An 18,513-nucleotide genomic window follows, 5' to 3' on the forward strand; every position below is an offset into this window, starting at 1 on the left:
GCTTCTCAAGCTACCGGCTACCGTCATGACAAAGCAGATCCTGCTCAACGCCTTCAACATGAATTGCGTGGGCCATATCAATCACGGCTTGTGGACGCATCCGCGCGATCGCTCGGTGGACTACAAGAAACTGTCCTACTGGACCGACCTCGCGAAACTGCTGGAACGGGGTCTGTTCGACGGCCTGTTCATCGCGGATATCGTCGGCGTGTACGACGTCTATCAGCAATCCGTCGAGTTGCCGTTGAAAGAGTCGATCCAGTTGCCGGTCAACGATCCGTTGCTGACCGTGCCGGCGATGGCGGCGGTTACGAAGCATCTCGGCTTCGGCGTGACGGTCAATCTGACTTACGACTTGCCGTATCTGCTCGCGCGGCGTTTTTCGACGCTCGATCATCTGACGGATGGACGGATCGGCTGGAACATCGTCACGGGTTATCTGGAAAGCGCGGCACGGGCGATGGGACTCAAGGAGCAGATCGCGCACGCCGAGCGCTACGATCGCGCGGACGAGTTTCTGGAAGTGGTCTACAAGCTGTGGGAAGGCAGTTGGGAAGCGGGCGCCGTGCGCGCGGACCGGCAGGCTCGCATTTACGCGGACCCGCGGCGCGTGCATCCGGTCGAGCACCACGGCAAGTACTACGACGTCGAGGGGTATCACCTGTCCGAGCCGTCGCCGCAACGCACGCCGGTGCTGTTTCAGGCGGGTTCGTCGGGACGCGGGCAGCAGTTCGCGGCGCGCCATGCCGAGTGCGTGTTCGTCTCGCAGCAGAAGCCGGCCGCGCTGCGGCAACTGGTCGCCGATGTGCGCGCGGCCGTCGCTGCGGAAGGCCGCGACCCGCAGGACATCAAGTTCTTCATGGGCTTGTCTGTCGTCGTTGCGCCCACCGAGGCGCAGGCGCGCGAGAAATACGCCGAATACGTCCGCTATGCGAGTCCCGAAGCCGGGCTCGCGCATTACGCGAGTTCGAGCGGCATCGACTTTTCGAAGTACGGTCTGGACGAGCCGATTCGCCCCGCGAACAACAACGCGATCCAGTCGGTGCTGGCCAATCTCACCGCGCCGGGCAAGCAACGCACGGTCGCGCAGATTCTGCGCGAGGAGTTGCAGATGGGCGGACGTTATCCGGCCATCGTCGGCACGCCGGAACAGGTGGCCGACGAGCTGATCGGCTGGATCGAGCAGACCGATATCGATGGCTTCAACCTCGCGCGCACCGTCACACCCGAGTGTTATAGCGACTTCATCGATCTGGTGATTCCGGTGCTCCAGGAGCGGGGCGCGTACAAGACGGCTTATGCGGAAGGGACGCTGCGCGAGAAACTGTTCGGCGCGGGCCGCGCCACGTTGCCGGATGCGCATGCCGGCGCCGTGCTTGGACGGCGCGTGCCGGCATGAGTGCAAGCGTTCGGGTCGAACGGGAGCAGGTCAGCTCAACATGGGCGTCATATCCGGATCGCCCTTCGTCATTGCGCGGCGGTACGCGTCGCGCGCGCCGATTCGCTGCAGATACGCGAGGATGTTCGGATACGGCGTGAGGTCGAACGGCAGGAACAGACGCATGGTGGTCAACGAAAACACCGTGACGATGTCCGCTGCGCTGAACGCGTCGCCGGCGAGGAAGTCTTTCTCGCCCAGACGTTCTTCGACCAGATCGAGCACGAGTTCGCGGCGCGCATCGACGAACTGCACGGCCGGATTATCGGCCGGCGCGTTCAGACGCCGGACGATCATGCTGCGGCCCAGATTCGGCTGCAACGTGCCGTTGGCGAAGTGGAACCAGTACAGGTACTCGCCGAAATTGTCGGCCGACGTGGCCGGCACGAGATCGCCGCTGCCGTGCTTCGCCATCAGGTATTCCATGATCGCGGTGGACTCGGCCAGCACGAGATTGCCGTCGGTGATGATCGGCGCGGTGCCGAGCGGATGCAGCGCCTTGTATTCCGGCGGCCCAAGCCGCGTGACCGGATCGCGATCGTAGATTGTCAGTTCGTAGGGAATAGCGAGTTCTTCGCAAAGCCAGATGATGCGCTCAGACTGCGATTTGCCCAGATGATGGACGGTCAGCATGCCGACTCCTGGTGACGTGCAATAGCGGGGAGTTTCTTTCGAAAAGGATCAAGGTCCGGGCCAACCGCGCCCGGACCTCATGACGGCGTTTTAAAGTGGCTTAAAACGCTTTTTTACGCAGCTTCTCAAGCGAGATCGAAACGGTCGAGGTTCATCACCTTGACCCATGCAGCGACGAAGTCGCGCACGAATTTCGCCTGACCGTCTTCGCTCGCGTACACCTCGGCGAGCGCACGCAATTGCGCCTGCGCACCGAACACGAGATCGACACGGCTGCCGGTCCACTTCAGCTCGCCGCTCTTGCGATCGCGGCCTTCGTACGTGTCGCGCGACACCGGCTTCCATTCCGTACCCATGTCCAGCAGATGGCGGAAGAAGTCGTTGGTCAGCGTTTGCGGCTTGGTCGTGAAACCACCCGGGGTTTTATCGTCGGTAGCATTCAGCACGCGCAAGCCGCCGATCAGCACGGTGAGTTCCGGCGCGGTGAGCGTCAGCAGTTGCGCCTTGTCGATCAGCAGCGCCTCGGCCGGCACCTTCACGCCGCTCTTCACGTAGTTGCGGAAACCGTCGGCGAGCGGTTCGAGCGCGCCGACCGATTCCACATCGGTCTGTTCCTGCGACGCGTCCGCGCGGCCTGCCGCGAACGGCACGCTCACGGTCTGACCGGCGTTCTTCGCCGCCTGTTCGATCGCGGCACCGCCGGCCAGCACGATCAGATCGGCCAGCGACACCTGCTTGCCGCCGGCCTGCGCGCCGTTGAACTCGCTCTGAATGCCTTCGAGCACCTTCAACACCTTCGCGAGTTGCGCAGGCTGATTGACTTCCCAGTCTTTCTGCGGCGCGAGGCGAATGCGCGCACCGTTGGCGCCGCCGCGTTTGTCCGAACCACGGAACGTCGAAGCGGACGCCCAGGCGGTCGACACCAGTTCCGACACCGACAGGCCGGACGCGAGGATCTTCTGCTTGAGTGCAGCCACGTCCGCGTCGTCGACGAGCGGGTGATCGACGGCCGGAATCGGGTCTTGCCAGATCAGTTCTTCGGCCGGCACTTCCGGGCCGAGATAGCGCACACGCGGACCCATGTCACGGTGAGTCAGCTTGAACCAGGCGCGCGCGAACGCGTCGGCGAGCTGGTCCGGGTTCTCGAGGAAGCGGCGGGAAATCTTCTCGTAAGCGGGATCGAAGCGCAGCGCGAGGTCGGTGGTGAGCATCGTCGGGCGCAGCTTCTTCGACGGATCGTGCGCATGCGGAATCGATTCGTCCGCACCTTTGGCAACCCATTGATGCGCGCCGGCCGGGCTCTTCGTCAGTTCCCATTCGAACTTGAACAGGTTTTCGAAGAAACCATTGCCCCATTGCGTCGGCGTGCTGGTCCACGTGACTTCCAGACCGCTGGTGATGGTGTCGCCACCCTTGCCGCTGCCGAAGCTGTTCTTCCAGCCCAGACCCTGGTTCTCCAGTCCGGCGGCTTCCGGTTCGGGACCGACGTTGTCGGCGGGACCGGCACCGTGAGTCTTGCCGAAGGTGTGACCGCCTGCGATCAGCGCGACGGTTTCCTCGTCGTTCATCGCCATGCGCCCGAAGGTTTCGCGGATGTCGTACGCTGCGGCGAGCGGATCGGGGTTGCCGTCCGGACCTTCCGGGTTCACGTAGATCAGCCCCATTTGCACGGCGCCCAGCGGATTTTCGAGCGTGCGGCCGGCGTCGGTGCGGCTCTGTTCTTCGCCGTGCTTTTCGGCATCGGCGACCAGCACGCCGCCGTCGCTGTTGTCGCCCGCGGCGCCCTTGCCGTAACGGACGTCGCCGCCCAGCCAGGTCTTTTCGTTACCCCAGTAGACGTCCTGGTCCGGTTCCCATGTGTCCGCACGGCCGCCGGCGAAGCCGAAGGTCTTGAAGCCCATGGTTTCGAGCGCGACGTTGCCGGTGAGAATCAGCAGGTCGGCCCATGAGATCTTCTGACCGTACTTCTGTTTGATCGGCCATAGCAGGCGGCGCGCCTTGTCGAGACTGACGTTGTCAGGCCAGCTATTGAGCGGCGCGAAACGCTGTTGACCGCGACCGGCGCCACCGCGTCCGTCGGCAATACGATAGGTGCCGGCACTGTGCCAGGCCATGCGGATGAACAGCGGTCCGTAGTGACCGAAGTCGGCGGGCCACCAGTCCTGCGAATCGGTCATCAGCGCCGCGAGGTCTTTCTTCACGGCGGCGAGATCGAGCGTTTTGAATGCTTCTGCGTAGTTGAAGTTGCTGTCCAGCGGGTCCGACTTGCTGGAGTGTTGGCCGAGCAGGTCGAGCCGGAGTTGCTTCGGCCACCAGTCACGGTTCGTCGTGCCGCCACCGGCGGCATGATTGAAGGGGCACTTTGCTTCGGTTGACATGCGCTATCTCCTTGAGAGGACTGACTCGCCATTCGACCGGTTTGCGGCGTCGGCGCTCGAATTCTTTTGCGGGCAATCCGGCAGGCACTGCCGCAAGATCGCCAGGCGAGTTGTTGTAGGGGACCACTGCGGATTGCCCGTCGTATCGGATGAGTCAACGCGGCCTTCGTGGCGCGCAACAACAGGATGACGTGGGCGAGTTTTCCGCAAACCAAAATATACGTGAGAGTGACCTACAACAGAATTGTCATTGCCCAATTGGCTTGATAGCACACGCCTATGACAAGCCCATGCGGAGTCATGTTGCAACGCGATTGCGTGATTGCTTTGTTACGGCGGATTGCGGTCGAAGAAATCAACCAGGTCGGCAAGCGTAAAGGCGACCTTGGTTCTCGACCTTGGGCGGTCATCGACCCGCACGAGGATGGAGAGAACTTTGCTTACATTCGGCAAAGGCTTGTCATTTTCCATTTGGCTAAGCTGGTCGCCAGTGTGACGAGCCATATCCAGCCGCATTCAAAGGGAGACTAAAAAGCATGAGCTACTCAGCGTATCGTCGACGTGTTCTTCTGATTTCCGCCAGCGCTGCCGTGACTCTAGGCGCGTTGACTCTAGCGGGTACGGCATCGGCGCAGGTCGTCGTGCTCGCGCCACCGGCGGGTGTCTATCAACCTGCACCGCCGCCCCCGCCGCCGGGCGGTGCATGGCGACCCGGCTACTGGGGTTGGGCGCACGGCCGATATGTGTGGGTACCGGCACGTGAGATCGCGGTCGCGCCAGCGCAGGCCGTGGTCGAGGAATCCCCGCCCGAGCAGGCGCCGGTGCAACAGGTCATGCGTATTTCGGCCGATGCGTTGTTTCCGTTCGATCGGGGCGACGTGGCCGATATGCGACCGGAAGGTCGCGCGGATATCCACGAGATTGCGACGCGCTTGCAGAACACGCGCTTCGAGCGCATCGAAGTGCGCGGATACACCGACCCGTTGGGATCGCAGAGCTATAACCTGGAATTGTCGAGGCGCCGCGCCGATGCCGTGAAGGCGCAACTGGTAGCCGAAGGGATTCCCGGCGACAGGATCGATGCCGTTGGGCTAGGGGAGCAGGACCCGATCGCTCATTGCGATAACAACCAGGGGCAGCAGAGTCTGGTGAGTTGTTTGCAGCCGGATCGCCGGGTCGAGATCGTCACGCACGCGCGCGTGGAACAACGCGGGACCTATTGATGGGTGATTGTCATTGCGCCGCGGTGGTCCGCGGCGCAATGACGTGGCGAAGCTTAGTGACCTTTGTAAAGCGAAGCGGAGTTGGCAGGCATAGTCAGCACAGGCGCGCCCGATGCCGATGAACCGGCAGCCACGCCACCATAACCTTCCGTGCCGCCGTTTTGCGCGGCAACCCGGGCTTCCGCAGCCTGAAGCTTGTTCGGATAGTCGGTCGCATTACCCTGGTTCGGCCGGTAGCCGACGTGTTCCAGTTGAACCACTTGCGCGCGCACTTCGGCACGCGTCACGCCCTGATTCGATTGCGCAAAAGCAGCGAGCGGAGCGGTAAGGGCAGTGGCAACAATGACCGCTTGAAGAAGTGTTTTCATGGTAAATACCTCCAGATTAGAGTGAGATGGCGGCGAATCGTGGTGTTCGCGAGCCAGTGACTCAAGTCTAGTTAAGTATCTCCTTAAAATTAAGCGGCATATTGGAAAGGGTTTGTTTCCGATATCGCATCACCGGGATTTCACTCGCCTGGTTCGTCGATACACTGACGCACGCCTTCAATCCGTAAAACCCGCGCGCGGATCGCGTCGAACTCGTTGCGTGACATGCGCGCGAGGCCGATCGAGACTTCGTCGGCATCGGTCCGGTCTTCCGGTTGCTGGACGACGAACCGCTTGATGCGTCCGCTCGATCCGCCCAGCGAATGCTCGAGGGCTTTGACCGTGACGGTCCCTCGATCGGCGATCAGGCGTAGCTCGCGCCGTTCGCGCAGCTTGAAGAAGCGTCGCTCGATCGGCTTGACACCCGCGAGGATGAGCAGAATGATCGCGGTCGCCGCAATCGAGGCCGTGTACAAGCCGCCGCCTACCGCGAGTCCGATTCCGGCGACCGTCCACAAGCTTGCCGCGGTGGTCAGCCCGCGAATCATTTCACCGCGCAACAGAATCGAACCCGCACCCAGAAAGCCTATTCCCGATACGACCTGCGCAGCGATTCGCGAAGGATCGAGCGAGATACCGGGCATGCCGATCACGTCGGCAAAACCGTACGCCGACGTCAGCATGATGAGCGACGAGCCGACCGCGACCAGCATATGGGTGCGCAAACCCGCCGCCCACGACAATCGCTCGCGTTCGCCGCCGATGATGCCGCCTAATACGGCGGCCATGGCCAGACGGCTCACGGTTTCGACGTCGCTGATCATAGTTTTTCCTGCCTGTCTCGCTGATTATTGAAGTTCGGTGATGGCGCTCTTGCCGCCACGCTTATGTAGCCACCTTTATGCCGCCACGCTCATCCCGGCTCGCTGCGCGCCGCGCACGCGCGAAGCACGATAAGCCTGAATCCATGCCTCGATGCGCACCTGTTCCGCCGGACTCGTCTTCATACCGAGCTTGGTGCGGCGCCACAACACGTCGTCCGCGCAGGTGGCCCATTCCACGTCGACCAGATAACGCAACTCCGCTTCGTACACACCTTGTGCAAGCGGCTCGCCGAGCGCTTCCATCGAGTGAATACCGTCGAGCAATGCATCGGCGCGCGTGCCATACGTGCGCGCGTAACGTTGCACGAGCATGGTCGGCAGATAGCGGTGACGCGCGCCGAAGGCAAGCGTGAAGCCGGTCATGTCGCCGTTGGGAATGTCGCCGCCGGGCAAGGTCTCGCGCTGCGTCCAGTCCGCCGTGGACAGACCGAGCGGTGCCGCGAGCTGACCGGCCGCCTGTTCCGCGAGCTTGCGATACGTGGTGATCTTGCCGCCGAACACCGACAGCAGCGGCGCGCCTTCGGTATCGAGTTCGAGCTGGTAATCGCGGGTGGCCGACGCGGCGTCGCCGGCGCCGTCTTCGATCAACGGACGCACGCCCGCATACGACCACACCACGTCGGCCGGACGCACGGGCTTGCGGAAGTAGCGGTTGACCGCATCGCACAGGTAATCGACTTCTTCCGGCGCGATGCGCACGTCGGCGGGCGAGCCTTCGTAGTCCACGTCGGTCGTGCCGATCAGCGTGTAATCGCGCTGCCATGGAATCGCGAACACGATGCGACGGTCGTGATTCTGGAAGATATACGCGTGATCGTGATCGAACAGCTTGCGCGTGACGATATGGCTGCCTTTCACGAGACGCATTGGCCGCGCGTGCGATGCGCTGCCGGTCGCGAGCGCATTGACCCACGGGCCGGCCGCATTGACGAGTGCGCGCGCGCTCACGCGGTATTCATGGCCATCGATATCTTTCAACGTCGCGCGCCAGCTGGTCGCGTCGCGCTGTGCCGCGACGAAACGCGTTCGCGTGGCGATGCACGCGCCGTGCTGCTGCGCACCGAGCGCATTGGACACGACGAGCCGCGCGTCGTCGACGGACGCATCCGAGTAGACGAAGCCGCGCTTGAGCGATTCGATGAGCGGCGTGCCGGCGAAGTGCGTGCGCAGATCGATCGAACGCGACCCTTCGAGCACCGCGCGACGGCTCAGATGATCGTAGAGAAAGAGGCCGGCGCGAATCATCCAGGCCGGGCGCAATGCCGGCACATGCGGCATGACGAAACGCAGCGGCGCGATCAGATGCGGCGCGACCGACAGCAGCACTTCGCGCTCCTGCAAAGCCTTCCGCACGAGGCCGAACTCATGGTATTCGAGGTAACGCAAGCCGCCGTGAATCAGCTTGGTGCTCGCCGACGACGTGTGCTGCGCCAGATCGTCCCGTTCCACCAGCAGCACGCGCGCGCCGCGGCCCGCGAGATCGCGGGCAATGCCCGTTCCGTTGATGCCGCCGCCCACCACCAGCACGTCGTAATCGGCTTGTGCGCCCATGTTTTTCTCCCCGTATTGCGCGGCCCGAACTGCGCCGACATTGCAATGCCGGCCGCCAAAACCAACGTTATAAGCTTTTCTGCACGGTATTGCAACGCTATTGATCGTTTGTGCAAGCATGCGAAATGGCTGGATCGCAAGTGGGGTGGGGCGCTCCGCGAAATCGTCGTTTTGCACGGATGATCGACCGTGTTGCAAAGTCGTGCAATCGGGTTTATAAAGACGCCTTCGGAACGTGTTGTAATGGCGGTCCCATGGCTTTCCGATTGGTCCCGTATGCCCAGCCCCGTTTTCAAGGATGAAGCGAGTCAGTTCGCCGCGGCGGTCAAGGTCGCGAAGATGTACTACTACCAGAGCATGACCACCGAAGCGATCGCACAGGATATGAACCTGTCGCGCTCGAAGGTGTCGCGGCTCTTGAGCATCGCGCATGCGAACGGTCTGGTCGAGATCCGCATCAACGATCCGAGCGACCGGCCGAAGAGCATCGAACTGGAACTCGAACAACGCTTCGGCCTCGCCGCCGCGAAGGTCGTGCCGGTGCCCGAAGCCGCCGGCGAGGGCGAGTGGTTGCGGCGGGTCGCGATGTTCACGGCGAGCTATCTGAACACGGTGATCGATTCGAACATGGTGGTGGGCATTGCGTGGGGCACGACGATCTCGGCGGTTTCCGATCATCTGATTCCGAAGTCCACGGCCAATGTCGACGTCGTCCAGTTGAACGGCGCGGGCAATGCGCAGGGCGTGACCAACACGTTCAGCAGCAACCTCGTCATGCGCTTCGCCAACAGCTACGACGCGCGGCCTCATCCGTTTCACGTGCCGGCTTTTTTCGATTACCCGGAAACCAAGGTCGCGCTATGGCGCGAGCGCAGCGTGCGGCAGATTCTCGACCTGCAGAGCGACGTGGACGTGATGCTGTGTAGCGTGGGCGTGATGTCGCCGCATATGACCAGCTATGTGTATAGCGGCGCGTTTCTCGAGCGCAGCGATTTCGAATCGTTGCGCAAGGAGCGGGTGGTCGGCGATATGGCCACCGTGTTTTTCCGCGCGGACGGCACGTATCGCGACATCGAGTTGAACCGGCGGACCAGTGGACCCGACCTCGATCTGTTCCAGCGCGCGAAGCATTCCATCTGCGTGGTGTCGGGGCTGCAGAAAGTGGAAGGCTTGCGCGGTGCGTTGCGCGGCGGGTTCGTCAAGGAACTGATCATCGACGAGCCGACCGCGCGGCAATTGCTGGCGACGACGGCAGCCGGGGCCGACGTGGATTCGAAAGCCGTCGAACCGGATGCCATACAGGACGAGACGGACCACGCGTTGTCCGGGCAAGAAAAACGTATCGCAGCAAGACCGGCAAAGAGCGCCGCTCCCGCGCCAACCGATCCGCGCGCCAAGGCGCACACCAGCCGCAAACGAAAGACCGCAACATCCTCATGACATCGCCCGAGGGCGCACGGAGTCCCGCTTCACCCATGAAACTGATTACCTGGAACATACAGACTTGCCGCGGCTGCGATGGCAGGATCGACCCGAAGCGGATTGTCGAACATGCGCGGGCATTAGCCGATTTCGACGTGCTGTGTTTGCAGGAAGTCAGTGACGGCTTCGCGCCGCTCGACGCGGGAGAAAATCAGTTCGCGCAACTCGCCGCGCTCCTGCCGGGCTTCACCGCGATTGCCGCGCCCGCCGTCGATCTGCTCGCGCCCAACGGCGGCCGCGCGCGCTTCGGCAATCTGTTGCTGAGCCGCTTGCCGGTCGCCCATGCATTGCGCCACGCGCTGCCGCAACCGTTCGACGACGCGCCGCGCAGCATGCCGCGTTCGATGCTCGAGACGACGCTCCTGACCGGCGCCGGCCCCTTGCGTGTAATGACGACGCATCTGGAATACTTCTCGACGACGCAGCGCGCAGCGCAGATCGACGCCATCCGGCGCGCACACGCGAATGCCTGCGATCAGGCGCGCCGCCCCATCACCACGATCCCGCCCACCAATCCGTATGGCGGCACGCCCCACACCGCATCGGCGATTCTGACCGGCGACTTCAACTTCGCCCCGGCCGACCCGTTGCACGCGGCCGTGCAGGCGCGTGACGACGCGCCGTGCGTGCCCGCTTTCGTCGATGCGTGGCAGCACCGTTATCCCGGCGTCGTCCAGCCCGATACCGTCGGCATCTACGACCGCGAGCAATGGCCGTACGCGTTCGCCTGCGACTTCATGTTCGTGACCAAAGACCTGTTGCCGCGGGTCGAACGGCTCGAAGTCGACACGGCGACCCAGGCCTCCGATCATCAGCCGATGTTGCTCGTTCTTTCGTAATCGCCATGCTCGCTCTCGATCACTTTCGCGACTGCTCGTCGATCCACACGGTGTTTACCGATATCGACGATACCCTGACCACCGACGGCGTCCTGCTTGCCGACACCTATCACGCCATGGAGCGGCTGCACGCGGCGGGTGTGCGCGTCGTGCCGGTGACCGGCCGGCCCGCCGGCTGGTGCGATCACATTGCGCGCATGTGGCCGATCGACGGCGTGATCGGCGAAAACGGCGCGTTTTACTACTGGTACGATCGCGCGTCGGGCAAGCTGCGCGAGCGGCATGTGTTCGACCACGACACGCGGCGCGGCAATGCGGGCAAGCTCGACGCGGTACGCGCGCGCATTCTCGACGCGGTGCCCGAATGCGCGGTGGCCTCCGACCAGTTCTGCCGTCTGTACGACCTTGCGATCGATTTTTGCGAGGACGTGCCGCCGCTAGCCGACGACAAGGTCACGCAGATCGCCGGCATCATGCGCGAGGCGGGCATGACCGCGAAAGTCAGCTCGATACACGTGAACGGCTGGTTCGGTGCTTACGACAAGCTCACGATGACGCAGCGCTTCGCCGCGGAAGTGTGGGGCGACGACCTTGATGCGTTGCGCGCGCACAGCGTTTTCGCCGGCGATTCACCGAACGACGAGCCGATGTTCGGTTACTTTCCGCATTCGGTGGGCGTCGCCAACGTGCGTCAGTTCGTCGACAGGATGGACACGCCGCCGGCCTACGTGACCCACGGCGCAGGCGGCCACGGTTTCGCCGAGCTCGCCGATCATCTGCTCGCGCATCGCCAGTCGTAAAATAGGCAACCGCCTGTATCAGCAAGTTCGCAGCACATTCGCCGCACGTCACCCGCAGGAATCATCATGCTCATCGCGCAAATCAGCGATCTTCACATCAAACGCCAGGGCAAGCTCGCCTATGGCCTCGTCGATACGGCGGCCTGTCTGCGCCGCTGCGTCAAACAGCTCAATGCGCTGGACCCGCGCCCGGATGCCGTGCTGATTACCGGCGACCTCGTCGATTTCGGCGATGCCGAGGAGTACACGTTCCTGCGCGGCCTGCTGGAGCCGCTCGCGGTGCCGTACTACCTGTGCATCGGCAATCACGACGGACGCGACGCGCTGCGCGAGGTGTTCTCCGATCACGCGTATCTGCATCAGCATCCGCGCTTCGTGCAGTACGTGCTCGATCTCGCGCCGCTGCGCGCGATCGTGATGGATACGCAGGACCCGCCGCATGGTGGCGGCCGCCTGTGCGACGAGCGGCTCGACTGGCTCGAGAAGACGCTGGCCGACGGAGCGGGCAGGCCGACGGTGGTCGCGATGCATCATCCGCCGTTCGTGTGCGGCATCGAGCATATGGACGTGCAGAACCTCGCCGAACCCGACGCGACGAAACTCGCAGCCATCGTCGCGCGTCATCCGGAAGTGGAGCGGGTGCTGTGCGGTCACGTACATCGCGCGATCCAGACGCGCTTTGCCGGGACCATTGCGAGCATTTGCCCGTCGCCGGCGCATCAGGTGGCGCTGGATCTGCGTCCGCGCGGGCCGTCGCGATTCATCATGGAGCCGCCGGCGTTCCAGTTGCATCGTTATACGGAGCAGGATGGCCTGGTCACGCATACCGCGTATGTGGGCGACTTCGGCGGCACTCATCCTTTCTTCGACGACAATCATGCGTTGATCGACTGAGTGCCATCCGGGTACTAGCCGAACGGCAAAAAAAAACGGGACGCCATAAAAGGCGTCCCGTTTTTATTCGCATGCAGCGAGCTGAAGCCTAGCGACGCGCCATCTCCGCGCCTGTGGCTTGCGATACGCGTCCTGCCGCATCGCTATCGGCACCGCTCACGTTCAACTGTTCGAGCGTCATGTTGCGCGTCTCCGGCGCGAGCCAGGCCGAGATCAGCAAGCCGGCGAACGCGATACCGAAGAAGAACCACAGCGCGACGCTCGCGCCCCACCATGCGACGAAGTTCGGGAACACCAGCACACCCATGATCGAACCGATACGGCTCACCGAGGTGGCGAGGCCCGAAGCGCCCGCGCGAACATTGGTCGGGAACAGTTCGGTCGGGTACACGAAGTTCAGAATGCCGCCGCCCGAATTCGCAAACAGCACCGCGCAGCTAAACAGCACGACGAGGAACGCGAAGGTCGGCTTCGTGTTGAGCGCGAGCACCAGCAAGGCTACCGACAGACCCGCGAACGACGTGATCAGCAACGGCCGGCGTCCCCAGCGATCCACCAGATTCATGCCGATGATCGCGCCGACCATGCCGAGAATCGCAATCGCCCCCGAGCCGACGATGGTCAGCACGCGCGAGCCGTGCGAGAACGGCGAGATGATGGTGGGCGCGTACATCGAGATGCCGTAATAGGCCGTCGCGTAGCAGAACCAGAAACCGAGCACGAAGATCGTGCGGCGAAGCATCGGTTTGGAAAACAGCACGGCGAGATTGCCGTCCGAGCGGGTCTCGCGCGCGAGCACGATCTTTTCGCCGGTCACTGCCAGCATCACGGCTTCGGCTTCGGCATGGCGGCCCTTCGATTGCAGCCAGCGCGGCGACTCCGGCAAGGTCATGCGGAAGAAGAACACGATGAGCGCGAACACCGCGCCGATGCCGAGCATGTAGCGCCACGCGTTCTCGCCTAACGGCAGACATGCGAGGCCGACCACGTATGCCGCCACGGCGCCGACGAACCACATGGCGGCAAGGAAGGTGCCGTGTTGCCCTCGCTTATGTCGCGAACTGAATTCGGCGACGAGCGTCGCGGAGATCGGATAGTCCGCGCCGATGCCCACACCGAGCAGAAAGCGGAACAGGATGAGTTGCCAGGCGCTTTGCGACACTGCCGTGAGCGCCGCGAACAGCACGAAAGCAAGCAGGTCGACCACATACATGGCTTTGCGCCCGAAGCGGTCGGTCAGACGGCCGAGCCAGGCGGCGCCGATAAACGAGCCGATGATGGCCGACGACACCACCATGCTTTGCGTGCCCGCGCCGAGATGCCATTGCTTGATGACCGCGGGCAGTGCGACTGCCACGATGGTCAGGTCGAAGCCATCGAGGAAGGTTCCCCCCGCCGAAAGCAGCGTGACCTTGCGCTGGAATCGTCTGACCCGGTCGGAATCGAGATGGTCGAAGCTCATGCTTGAAGTCCCCTATTGTGCTTAATGTGTCCGCGCTGGAAAAGCGCCGCGCCGGAACCATGGTTCCATCGCGGCCAGATCGCGGATTGTGCGCTGCCTGTTCTTTCAGAATGATGGCAAAACGGCGCAATTTCTTTCAAGACGACTTTATAGTGGTTTTTGCACGTCGTTGCAATCGGTATGATCATCTGTGCAACGATTTCAGGCAGGCACTTCTGTGCAGGCACTTCTGTGCAGGCACTTTGGTGCGGAGGCAAGACGTTCACGAGCAAAAAGAAAAGGCCAGCGGACGAAGGCGTGCGCTGAACCAAGCTGCCCCACGCTGACTTAGGCCGGTCGCCGCGTTGAATCAAGGCCGTGCGACGATCGACAGATAACGCGCCGGCATGCTCACGCCATAGCACGCGTGCGGCGTGCCCGCATCGAAGTAGACGCTGTCGCCTTTCTCCAGCGTGAGCGGCGCATAGTCCCGCATCATGAAGATCAACGACCCCTCGGTGACGAAAATGAACTCCTGGCCATCGTGCGCCGAGAGGACATGCTTGCCCGTGTCCGCAATCGCTTCGATCAGCGTGGGTTCCATCGACTTGGTCACCAGATCCGCGCCAAGCCATTCGAAAATGCCGGTCGACGTCGGATGCTTCACGCCGTGACCCGCGCGGCTCACCGCCCGGCACCCTTGCGCGAACGACTTTTCATTACCGCCGACCATATCCGGCCAGCGGATCTCCAACGCCTTCGCGAGTCTCGATAGCACCGAATAGGTCGGCGAAATCCGGCCGTTCTCGATGCGCGAGATGGTCGAAATCGACACCGACGACAAGGCCGAGAGCGCCGTGAGCGTCATGCCGCGCGCGTGCCGGTGATACGCAATGGTCTCGCCGGGACTGGTTTCAGCGACGGCGTCCGCGTCGCTCGCCGACGCTACCGGGGTGACCGGCGGCACTGGCGTAGCAGGCTCGCCCGCCATGGCCGGCTTGCGCTTGCGCGCCCCCCCAGCACTGGCGCCGACTACCTCGGCCACGGGCGCACTCACGTGAGTCTGTTTCTTCCGATGCCGCGTTTTTTGCGGCGGATTCTCTGTTTGCATGTGTCTCCTGACTCGTGGAATGCAAAGAGGACGAACTGTTCAGGTCGCCATGATGACATGGGCCGCCGGCCTCCGTGCGCGCTTTGCGTAATTTTGCATCTTTGCAAAATTTTTTTCTTGACCCCCGGATTTTAGCTCAATAGGATCATTTTCATGGTTTTGCATAAATGCAAAACGGCAGCGTAGTTACCCATGAGTTCTCCGGTTTCACCGTCCAATCCACTCAATGAAGGGCTGACCATGTTCGACGATTCTGCTGATCCTGTTATTCGCGCTATCGACGCCGCCAACGTGTCGCGCCGGGGTTTTCTCAAGACGGCGGGCTACGGTGTGGTCGCCGGACTCGGCGCGGGCATGCTCAGCCGCCCGGCGCTGGCCGCGGCTTCGCTTGCGCCCATCAAGACGGTGCGGCCCGGCTATCTGACGGCGGCGTGTCTGGGCGACATGCCGATCGCCTCGGTGCGCGACGGCAAGCTGATCGGCACGGACTTCGACATGCTTCAACTGATCGCCGAGCGTTTGCAGTTGAAGATCGACGTACAGCAGATGACATTTTCGGCGGTGATCGAAGCGGTGAAATCGGGGCGCGTCGACTGGTTCGGCGGCAACTTCGCGTGGACGCCGATCCGCGCAAAGCTGCTGTTGCTGACCGATCCGGTGTTCTATACCGGCGCCTACGTGATCATGCGCAAGAACCAGACGCAGAAGACCACGCTCGCGATCGCGGACCTGAGCGGCCACACCATCGGCACCGCCACCGGCTACTCGACGGTGCCCGACATGAAGAAGGTGCCGGGCATTACCGAGGTGAAACTGTACGACGGCATCGACTCGTGTCTGCGCGACGTGGTGGCCGGCCGGCTCGACTTCGCCGTGCTCGATGCGCCGACCGTCGACTACATGATCCAGCAGAACCCGACGTGGGGACTCAAGCAGATCCCGATCACGTTCGATGCGGCTTACCCGAGCCTGACCGGCAAGTTCGCATCCATCTGGGGGGTGAGCCCGGACAAGAAAGATCTGTTCGACGGCATCAACGAAGGCGTGCGCTGGTTGTGGCGCACCAACCAGATCAAGCCGATTCTCGACAAGTACGGCATTTCGAATCCCGACTACCTGGCGCCGCTGCCGACCGATCCGCGCATCGGCGTCGACCGCGATGCGAAGGGCGCGCTGATCGGCCCGTTTGCCCACTCGCCGCGGGATTTCAGTCAGGCCTTCGCCTGAGGCGCAATCATGGGGCACCGAGATATGTCCAGCACACCGAGCAACGCTTCATTTAACGCTTCATTTAACGCTCCTGTCACCGGCTCATTCACCGGCTCATTCACCGTGTCATCCACCGCGTCTCCTGTCGAATCGAGCCAACTCGTGCGCATCGAGGGACTGCACAAGTCCTTCGGCTCGCACCACGTGCTGAAGGGCATCGACCTCGATGTGATGCCGGGGCAGAAAGTTGCGCTGATCGGTCCGAGCGGCTCGGGAAAAACCACGCTGCTCCGCTGCGTCAACTTTCTCGAGACGCCCAGTGCGGGACATATCTTCGTCGACGGTACCGCGATCGGCGAGCGCCGCCGCGGAACGTCGTGGCTGCCGATGTCCGGCCGGGAACTGGCCGGTATGCGCGCCAATATCGGCATGGTGTTCCAGCGCTTCAACCTGTTCCCGCATCTGAGCGTGCTCGAGAACGTGTTGCTCGGCCCGCGCAAGGTGCAACGGCGCAGCGGTCCTGAACTGATCGAAGAAGGGCGCGCGCTGCTCGCCAAAGTCGGCATGGACGCGAAACGCGACGCCTTTCCCGACCAGCTCTCGGGCGGCCAGCAGCAGCGCGTGGCGATTGCCCGCGCGCTGGCCATGAAGCCGCGCCTGATGCTGTTCGACGAAGCGACCTCGGCGCTCGATCCCGAACTCGTCGGCGAAGTGCTCGGCGTCATGCGCAAGCTCGCGGAAGAGGGCATGACGATGATCATCGTGACGCACGAAATGCGCTTCGCCGAAAGCGTCTCGGACAAAGTCGTATTCATGGCCGACGGACTCGTGGTCGAAGAAGGCCCGCCGCGGCAGATCTTTCACGAAGCTCAGGCCGAGCGCACCCGCTCGTTCCTGCGCGCGGTGCTGGAGCATTGATATGACGCTTCTCGCCAGTTGGGCGCACAGCCTGCACTACCTGCCGTACTTCGTGCGCGTGCTGTGCATCGCCGCTGTCACCACGGTGCTGCTGACCGCCGCCGCATTCTGTGTCGCGTTCGTGCTGGGTTTTGCACTCGCGCTGATGCGCCTGTCGCGCAACGTGCTGCTCAGGTCGGTCGCGAACGTCTATCTGGAACTGTTTCGCAACGTGCCGTTGCTCACGCAACTGTTCGTCCTGTACTTCGGGCTCGACCGGCTCGGTATCGCCTTGCCGGCTTTCGTCGCGGCGACGCTCGGTTTCGGCCTGAACGGCGCGGCGATTCTCTCCGAAGTGTTCCGCTCGTCGATCAACGGCGTCGACCGCGGACAGCGCGAAGCGGCGCTCGCGATCGGCATGACGTGGCCGCTCGCGCTCACCACCGTCGTGCTGCCGCAAGCGATGCGGCTGGCGCTGCCGGCGCTCGCGAACTTCGCCATCGGTCTGCTGAAAGACACCTCGCTCGCGTCCGCCGTCGCGGTGCCGGAACTGGTGTTCCGCGCGAGGATGCTGGTCAGCGAGACCTATCAGACCAACCTGATCTATCTGATCGTGGCGGTCATCTATCTGCTGCTGAGCCTGGTGCTCGCGCGGGTATCGGCGGCGACCGAACGCGGACTTCGTCAACGGGGAGCGGCGCTGTCATGAGCTACGCCGAACTGTGGTCTTCGATACACGGCGAACTGTTGCAGGCTGCGTGGGCGACGTTGCGTCTCGCGTTCGGGGCGATTGCCATCGGCGTCGTGCTCGGCATGGTGCTAGCCATCGTCAGGATGAATGGCAAAGGCGTCGCGGCCCGCATCGCGCGCATCTATATCGAAGTGTTTCGCGGTACGCCCGCGCTCGTGCAACTGTTTCTGGTGTATTTCGGATTTGTCGCGATCGGCGTCCGCTTCGATTCGTATCAGGCCGCGGTGCTCGGACTGGGCATGAATGCCGCCGCGTATTTCGCCGAGATTTTCCGCTCCGGTATCGAAGCCGTGCCGCGCGGACAAAGCGAAGCGGCGTGGAGCATCGGCATGACCGGCGGCGCGACGATGCGCTGGGTCGTGCTGCCGCAGGCCATCCGTCTGGTGCTCGCGCCGTCGGGCAACGTCGCGATCTCGCTGCTCAAGGACACCTCGGTCGCCTCGCTGATCGCCGCGCCCGATCTCATGCTGCGTGCGCAGGATCTGAGCTCGCAGTACTTCATGCCGTTCGAAATCTACGTCACCGTTGGGGCGTTCTATTTCGTGCTGTGTTACCCGCTGTCGCAACTGATGCGTCACATCGAGCGACGTCGTCCCTCGCAGGGATGACCCCGG

General features: G+C 63.0%; 18 protein-coding genes. 11 read left to right on the forward strand and 7 right to left on the reverse strand.

Going from position 1 to position 18,513, the window contains the following annotated elements; translation table 11 throughout:
- The first annotated feature begins 25 nt into the window (after positions 1–25).
- Positions 26–1,399 carry an LLM class flavin-dependent oxidoreductase gene (locus FQ746_RS12105; protein ID WP_144109582.1) on the forward strand — a complete coding sequence of 458 codons (1,374 nt, stop codon included), beginning with the start codon at positions 26–28 and terminating at the stop codon, positions 1,397–1,399.
- Positions 1,400–1,429: 30 nt separating this feature from the next.
- Here the strand turns inward: FQ746_RS12105 and FQ746_RS12110 are convergent, their stop codons facing one another.
- Together FQ746_RS12110 and katG are read right to left on the reverse strand one after the other, a co-directional pair.
- Positions 1,430–2,071, reverse strand: a complete 642-nt coding sequence (locus tag FQ746_RS12110; protein ID WP_144109583.1) for a glutathione S-transferase family protein — start codon at positions 2,069–2,071, stop codon at positions 1,430–1,432.
- A gap of 125 nt (positions 2,072–2,196) precedes the next feature.
- The gene (gene katG, locus FQ746_RS12115; RefSeq protein ID WP_144109584.1) at positions 2,197–4,449 is read right to left on the reverse strand and encodes a catalase/peroxidase HPI; all 2,253 of its coding nucleotides are present in this window, start codon (positions 4,447–4,449) and stop codon (positions 2,197–2,199) included.
- Between the two features lie 300 nt (positions 4,450–4,749).
- Between katG and FQ746_RS12120 the strand changes: the two genes are divergently transcribed.
- Together FQ746_RS12120 and FQ746_RS12125 are read left to right on the forward strand one after the other, a co-directional pair.
- Positions 4,750–4,980 carry a hypothetical protein gene (locus FQ746_RS12120; RefSeq protein WP_144109585.1) on the forward strand — a complete coding sequence of 77 codons (231 nt, stop codon included), beginning with the start codon at positions 4,750–4,752 and terminating at the stop codon, positions 4,978–4,980.
- Positions 4,981–4,985: 5 nt separating this feature from the next.
- Positions 4,986–5,672, forward strand: coding sequence for an OmpA family protein (locus tag FQ746_RS12125; RefSeq protein WP_144109586.1), 687 nt, complete (start codon positions 4,986–4,988; stop codon positions 5,670–5,672).
- Between the two features lie 53 nt (positions 5,673–5,725).
- Here the strand turns inward: FQ746_RS12125 and FQ746_RS12130 are convergent, their stop codons facing one another.
- From FQ746_RS12130 to glpD, 3 genes are all read right to left on the reverse strand, one after another.
- Complete coding sequence (locus tag FQ746_RS12130) at positions 5,726–6,040, reverse strand: DUF4148 domain-containing protein (protein WP_144109587.1); 315 nt, start codon at positions 6,038–6,040, stop codon at positions 5,726–5,728.
- Positions 6,041–6,180: 140 nt separating this feature from the next.
- A complete protein-coding gene (locus tag FQ746_RS12135) occupies positions 6,181–6,864 on the reverse strand; it encodes an MgtC/SapB family protein (RefSeq protein ID WP_144109588.1) in 684 nt (227 codons plus the stop codon).
- A 75-nt stretch (positions 6,865–6,939) separates the two neighbouring features.
- Positions 6,940–8,475 (reverse strand): glycerol-3-phosphate dehydrogenase, encoded by a 1,536-nt coding sequence (gene glpD, locus FQ746_RS12140; RefSeq protein WP_144109589.1) that lies wholly within the window; start codon positions 8,473–8,475, stop codon positions 6,940–6,942.
- Positions 8,476–8,751: 276 nt separating this feature from the next.
- On the opposite strand from glpD, the gene FQ746_RS12145 reads away from it, so the two are divergent.
- The 4 genes from FQ746_RS12145 (at position 8,752) to FQ746_RS12160 (ending at position 12,490) form a co-directional block, all read left to right on the forward strand.
- A complete protein-coding gene (locus tag FQ746_RS12145) occupies positions 8,752–9,915 on the forward strand; it encodes a sugar-binding transcriptional regulator (protein ID WP_222105866.1) in 1,164 nt (387 codons plus the stop codon).
- Between the two features lie 35 nt (positions 9,916–9,950).
- Complete coding sequence (locus FQ746_RS12150; RefSeq protein WP_144109590.1) at positions 9,951–10,796, forward strand: endonuclease/exonuclease/phosphatase family protein; 846 nt, start codon at positions 9,951–9,953, stop codon at positions 10,794–10,796.
- A gap of 5 nt (positions 10,797–10,801) precedes the next feature.
- Positions 10,802–11,596, forward strand: coding sequence for an HAD-IIB family hydrolase (locus tag FQ746_RS12155; RefSeq protein WP_144109591.1), 795 nt, complete (start codon positions 10,802–10,804; stop codon positions 11,594–11,596).
- 66 nt (positions 11,597–11,662) lie between these two features.
- Entirely contained in the window at positions 11,663–12,490 is an 828-nt protein-coding gene (locus FQ746_RS12160; RefSeq protein WP_144109592.1) for a phosphodiesterase, read from the forward strand.
- Between the two features lie 88 nt (positions 12,491–12,578).
- Here FQ746_RS12160 and FQ746_RS12165 read toward each other — a convergent pair whose 3' ends face one another.
- Both FQ746_RS12165 and FQ746_RS12170 read right to left on the reverse strand, forming a co-directional pair.
- A complete protein-coding gene (locus tag FQ746_RS12165) occupies positions 12,579–13,952 on the reverse strand; it encodes an MFS transporter (RefSeq protein ID WP_144109593.1) in 1,374 nt (457 codons plus the stop codon).
- Between the two features lie 349 nt (positions 13,953–14,301).
- Positions 14,302–15,042 carry a helix-turn-helix domain-containing protein gene (locus FQ746_RS12170; RefSeq protein WP_144109594.1) on the reverse strand — a complete coding sequence of 247 codons (741 nt, stop codon included), beginning with the start codon at positions 15,040–15,042 and terminating at the stop codon, positions 14,302–14,304.
- 192 nt (positions 15,043–15,234) lie between these two features.
- Here FQ746_RS12170 and FQ746_RS12175 point away from each other — a divergent pair, with 192 nt between their 5' ends.
- The 4 genes from FQ746_RS12175 to FQ746_RS12190 all read left to right on the forward strand — a co-directional run bounded on the left by FQ746_RS12175 (position 15,235) and on the right by FQ746_RS12190 (position 18,507).
- Positions 15,235–16,269 (forward strand): transporter substrate-binding domain-containing protein, encoded by a 1,035-nt coding sequence (locus FQ746_RS12175; RefSeq protein ID WP_222105867.1) that lies wholly within the window; start codon positions 15,235–15,237, stop codon positions 16,267–16,269.
- Positions 16,270–16,374: 105 nt separating this feature from the next.
- Positions 16,375–17,169, forward strand: coding sequence for an amino acid ABC transporter ATP-binding protein (locus FQ746_RS12180; protein WP_260853995.1), 795 nt, complete (start codon positions 16,375–16,377; stop codon positions 17,167–17,169).
- 1 nt (position 17,170) lies between these two features.
- Positions 17,171–17,857: an amino acid ABC transporter permease gene (locus FQ746_RS12185; protein ID WP_144109596.1), complete on the forward strand. Its 687-nt coding sequence runs from the start codon at positions 17,171–17,173 to the stop codon at positions 17,855–17,857.
- Positions 17,854–18,507, forward strand: a complete 654-nt coding sequence (locus FQ746_RS12190) for an amino acid ABC transporter permease (protein ID WP_144109597.1) — start codon at positions 17,854–17,856, stop codon at positions 18,505–18,507. Before FQ746_RS12185 ends, FQ746_RS12190 begins: the two co-directional genes overlap by 4 nt.
- The last annotated feature ends 6 nt before the right edge of the window (positions 18,508–18,513 follow it).

This window comes from Paraburkholderia sp. BCC1886 (assembly GCF_900996245.1).
Taxonomy (GTDB): domain Bacteria; phylum Pseudomonadota; class Gammaproteobacteria; order Burkholderiales; family Burkholderiaceae; genus Paraburkholderia.

Coding starts and splice junctions, on each gene's coding strand:
- FQ746_RS12105 (WP_144109582.1), top strand. CDS start 26: ATGACAAAGCAGATCCTGCTCAACGCCTTCAACATGAATTGCGTGGGC.
- FQ746_RS12110 (WP_144109583.1), bottom strand. CDS start 2,071: ATGCTGACCGTCCATCATCTGGGCAAATCGCAGTCTGAGCGCATCATC.
- katG (WP_144109584.1), bottom strand. CDS start 4,449: ATGTCAACCGAAGCAAAGTGCCCCTTCAATCATGCCGCCGGTGGCGGC.
- FQ746_RS12120 (WP_144109585.1), top strand. CDS start 4,750: ATGTTGCAACGCGATTGCGTGATTGCTTTGTTACGGCGGATTGCGGTC.
- FQ746_RS12125 (WP_144109586.1), top strand. CDS start 4,986: ATGAGCTACTCAGCGTATCGTCGACGTGTTCTTCTGATTTCCGCCAGC.
- FQ746_RS12130 (WP_144109587.1), bottom strand. CDS start 6,040: ATGAAAACACTTCTTCAAGCGGTCATTGTTGCCACTGCCCTTACCGCT.
- FQ746_RS12135 (WP_144109588.1), bottom strand. CDS start 6,864: ATGATCAGCGACGTCGAAACCGTGAGCCGTCTGGCCATGGCCGCCGTA.
- glpD (WP_144109589.1), bottom strand. CDS start 8,475: ATGGGCGCACAAGCCGATTACGACGTGCTGGTGGTGGGCGGCGGCATC.
- FQ746_RS12145 (WP_222105866.1), top strand. CDS start 8,752: ATGCCCAGCCCCGTTTTCAAGGATGAAGCGAGTCAGTTCGCCGCGGCG.
- FQ746_RS12150 (WP_144109590.1), top strand. CDS start 9,951: ATGAAACTGATTACCTGGAACATACAGACTTGCCGCGGCTGCGATGGC.
- FQ746_RS12155 (WP_144109591.1), top strand. CDS start 10,802: ATGCTCGCTCTCGATCACTTTCGCGACTGCTCGTCGATCCACACGGTG.
- FQ746_RS12160 (WP_144109592.1), top strand. CDS start 11,663: ATGCTCATCGCGCAAATCAGCGATCTTCACATCAAACGCCAGGGCAAG.
- FQ746_RS12165 (WP_144109593.1), bottom strand. CDS start 13,952: ATGAGCTTCGACCATCTCGATTCCGACCGGGTCAGACGATTCCAGCGC.
- FQ746_RS12170 (WP_144109594.1), bottom strand. CDS start 15,042: ATGCAAACAGAGAATCCGCCGCAAAAAACGCGGCATCGGAAGAAACAG.
- FQ746_RS12175 (WP_222105867.1), top strand. CDS start 15,235: ATGAGTTCTCCGGTTTCACCGTCCAATCCACTCAATGAAGGGCTGACC.
- FQ746_RS12185 (WP_144109596.1), top strand. CDS start 17,171: ATGACGCTTCTCGCCAGTTGGGCGCACAGCCTGCACTACCTGCCGTAC.
- FQ746_RS12190 (WP_144109597.1), top strand. CDS start 17,854: ATGAGCTACGCCGAACTGTGGTCTTCGATACACGGCGAACTGTTGCAG.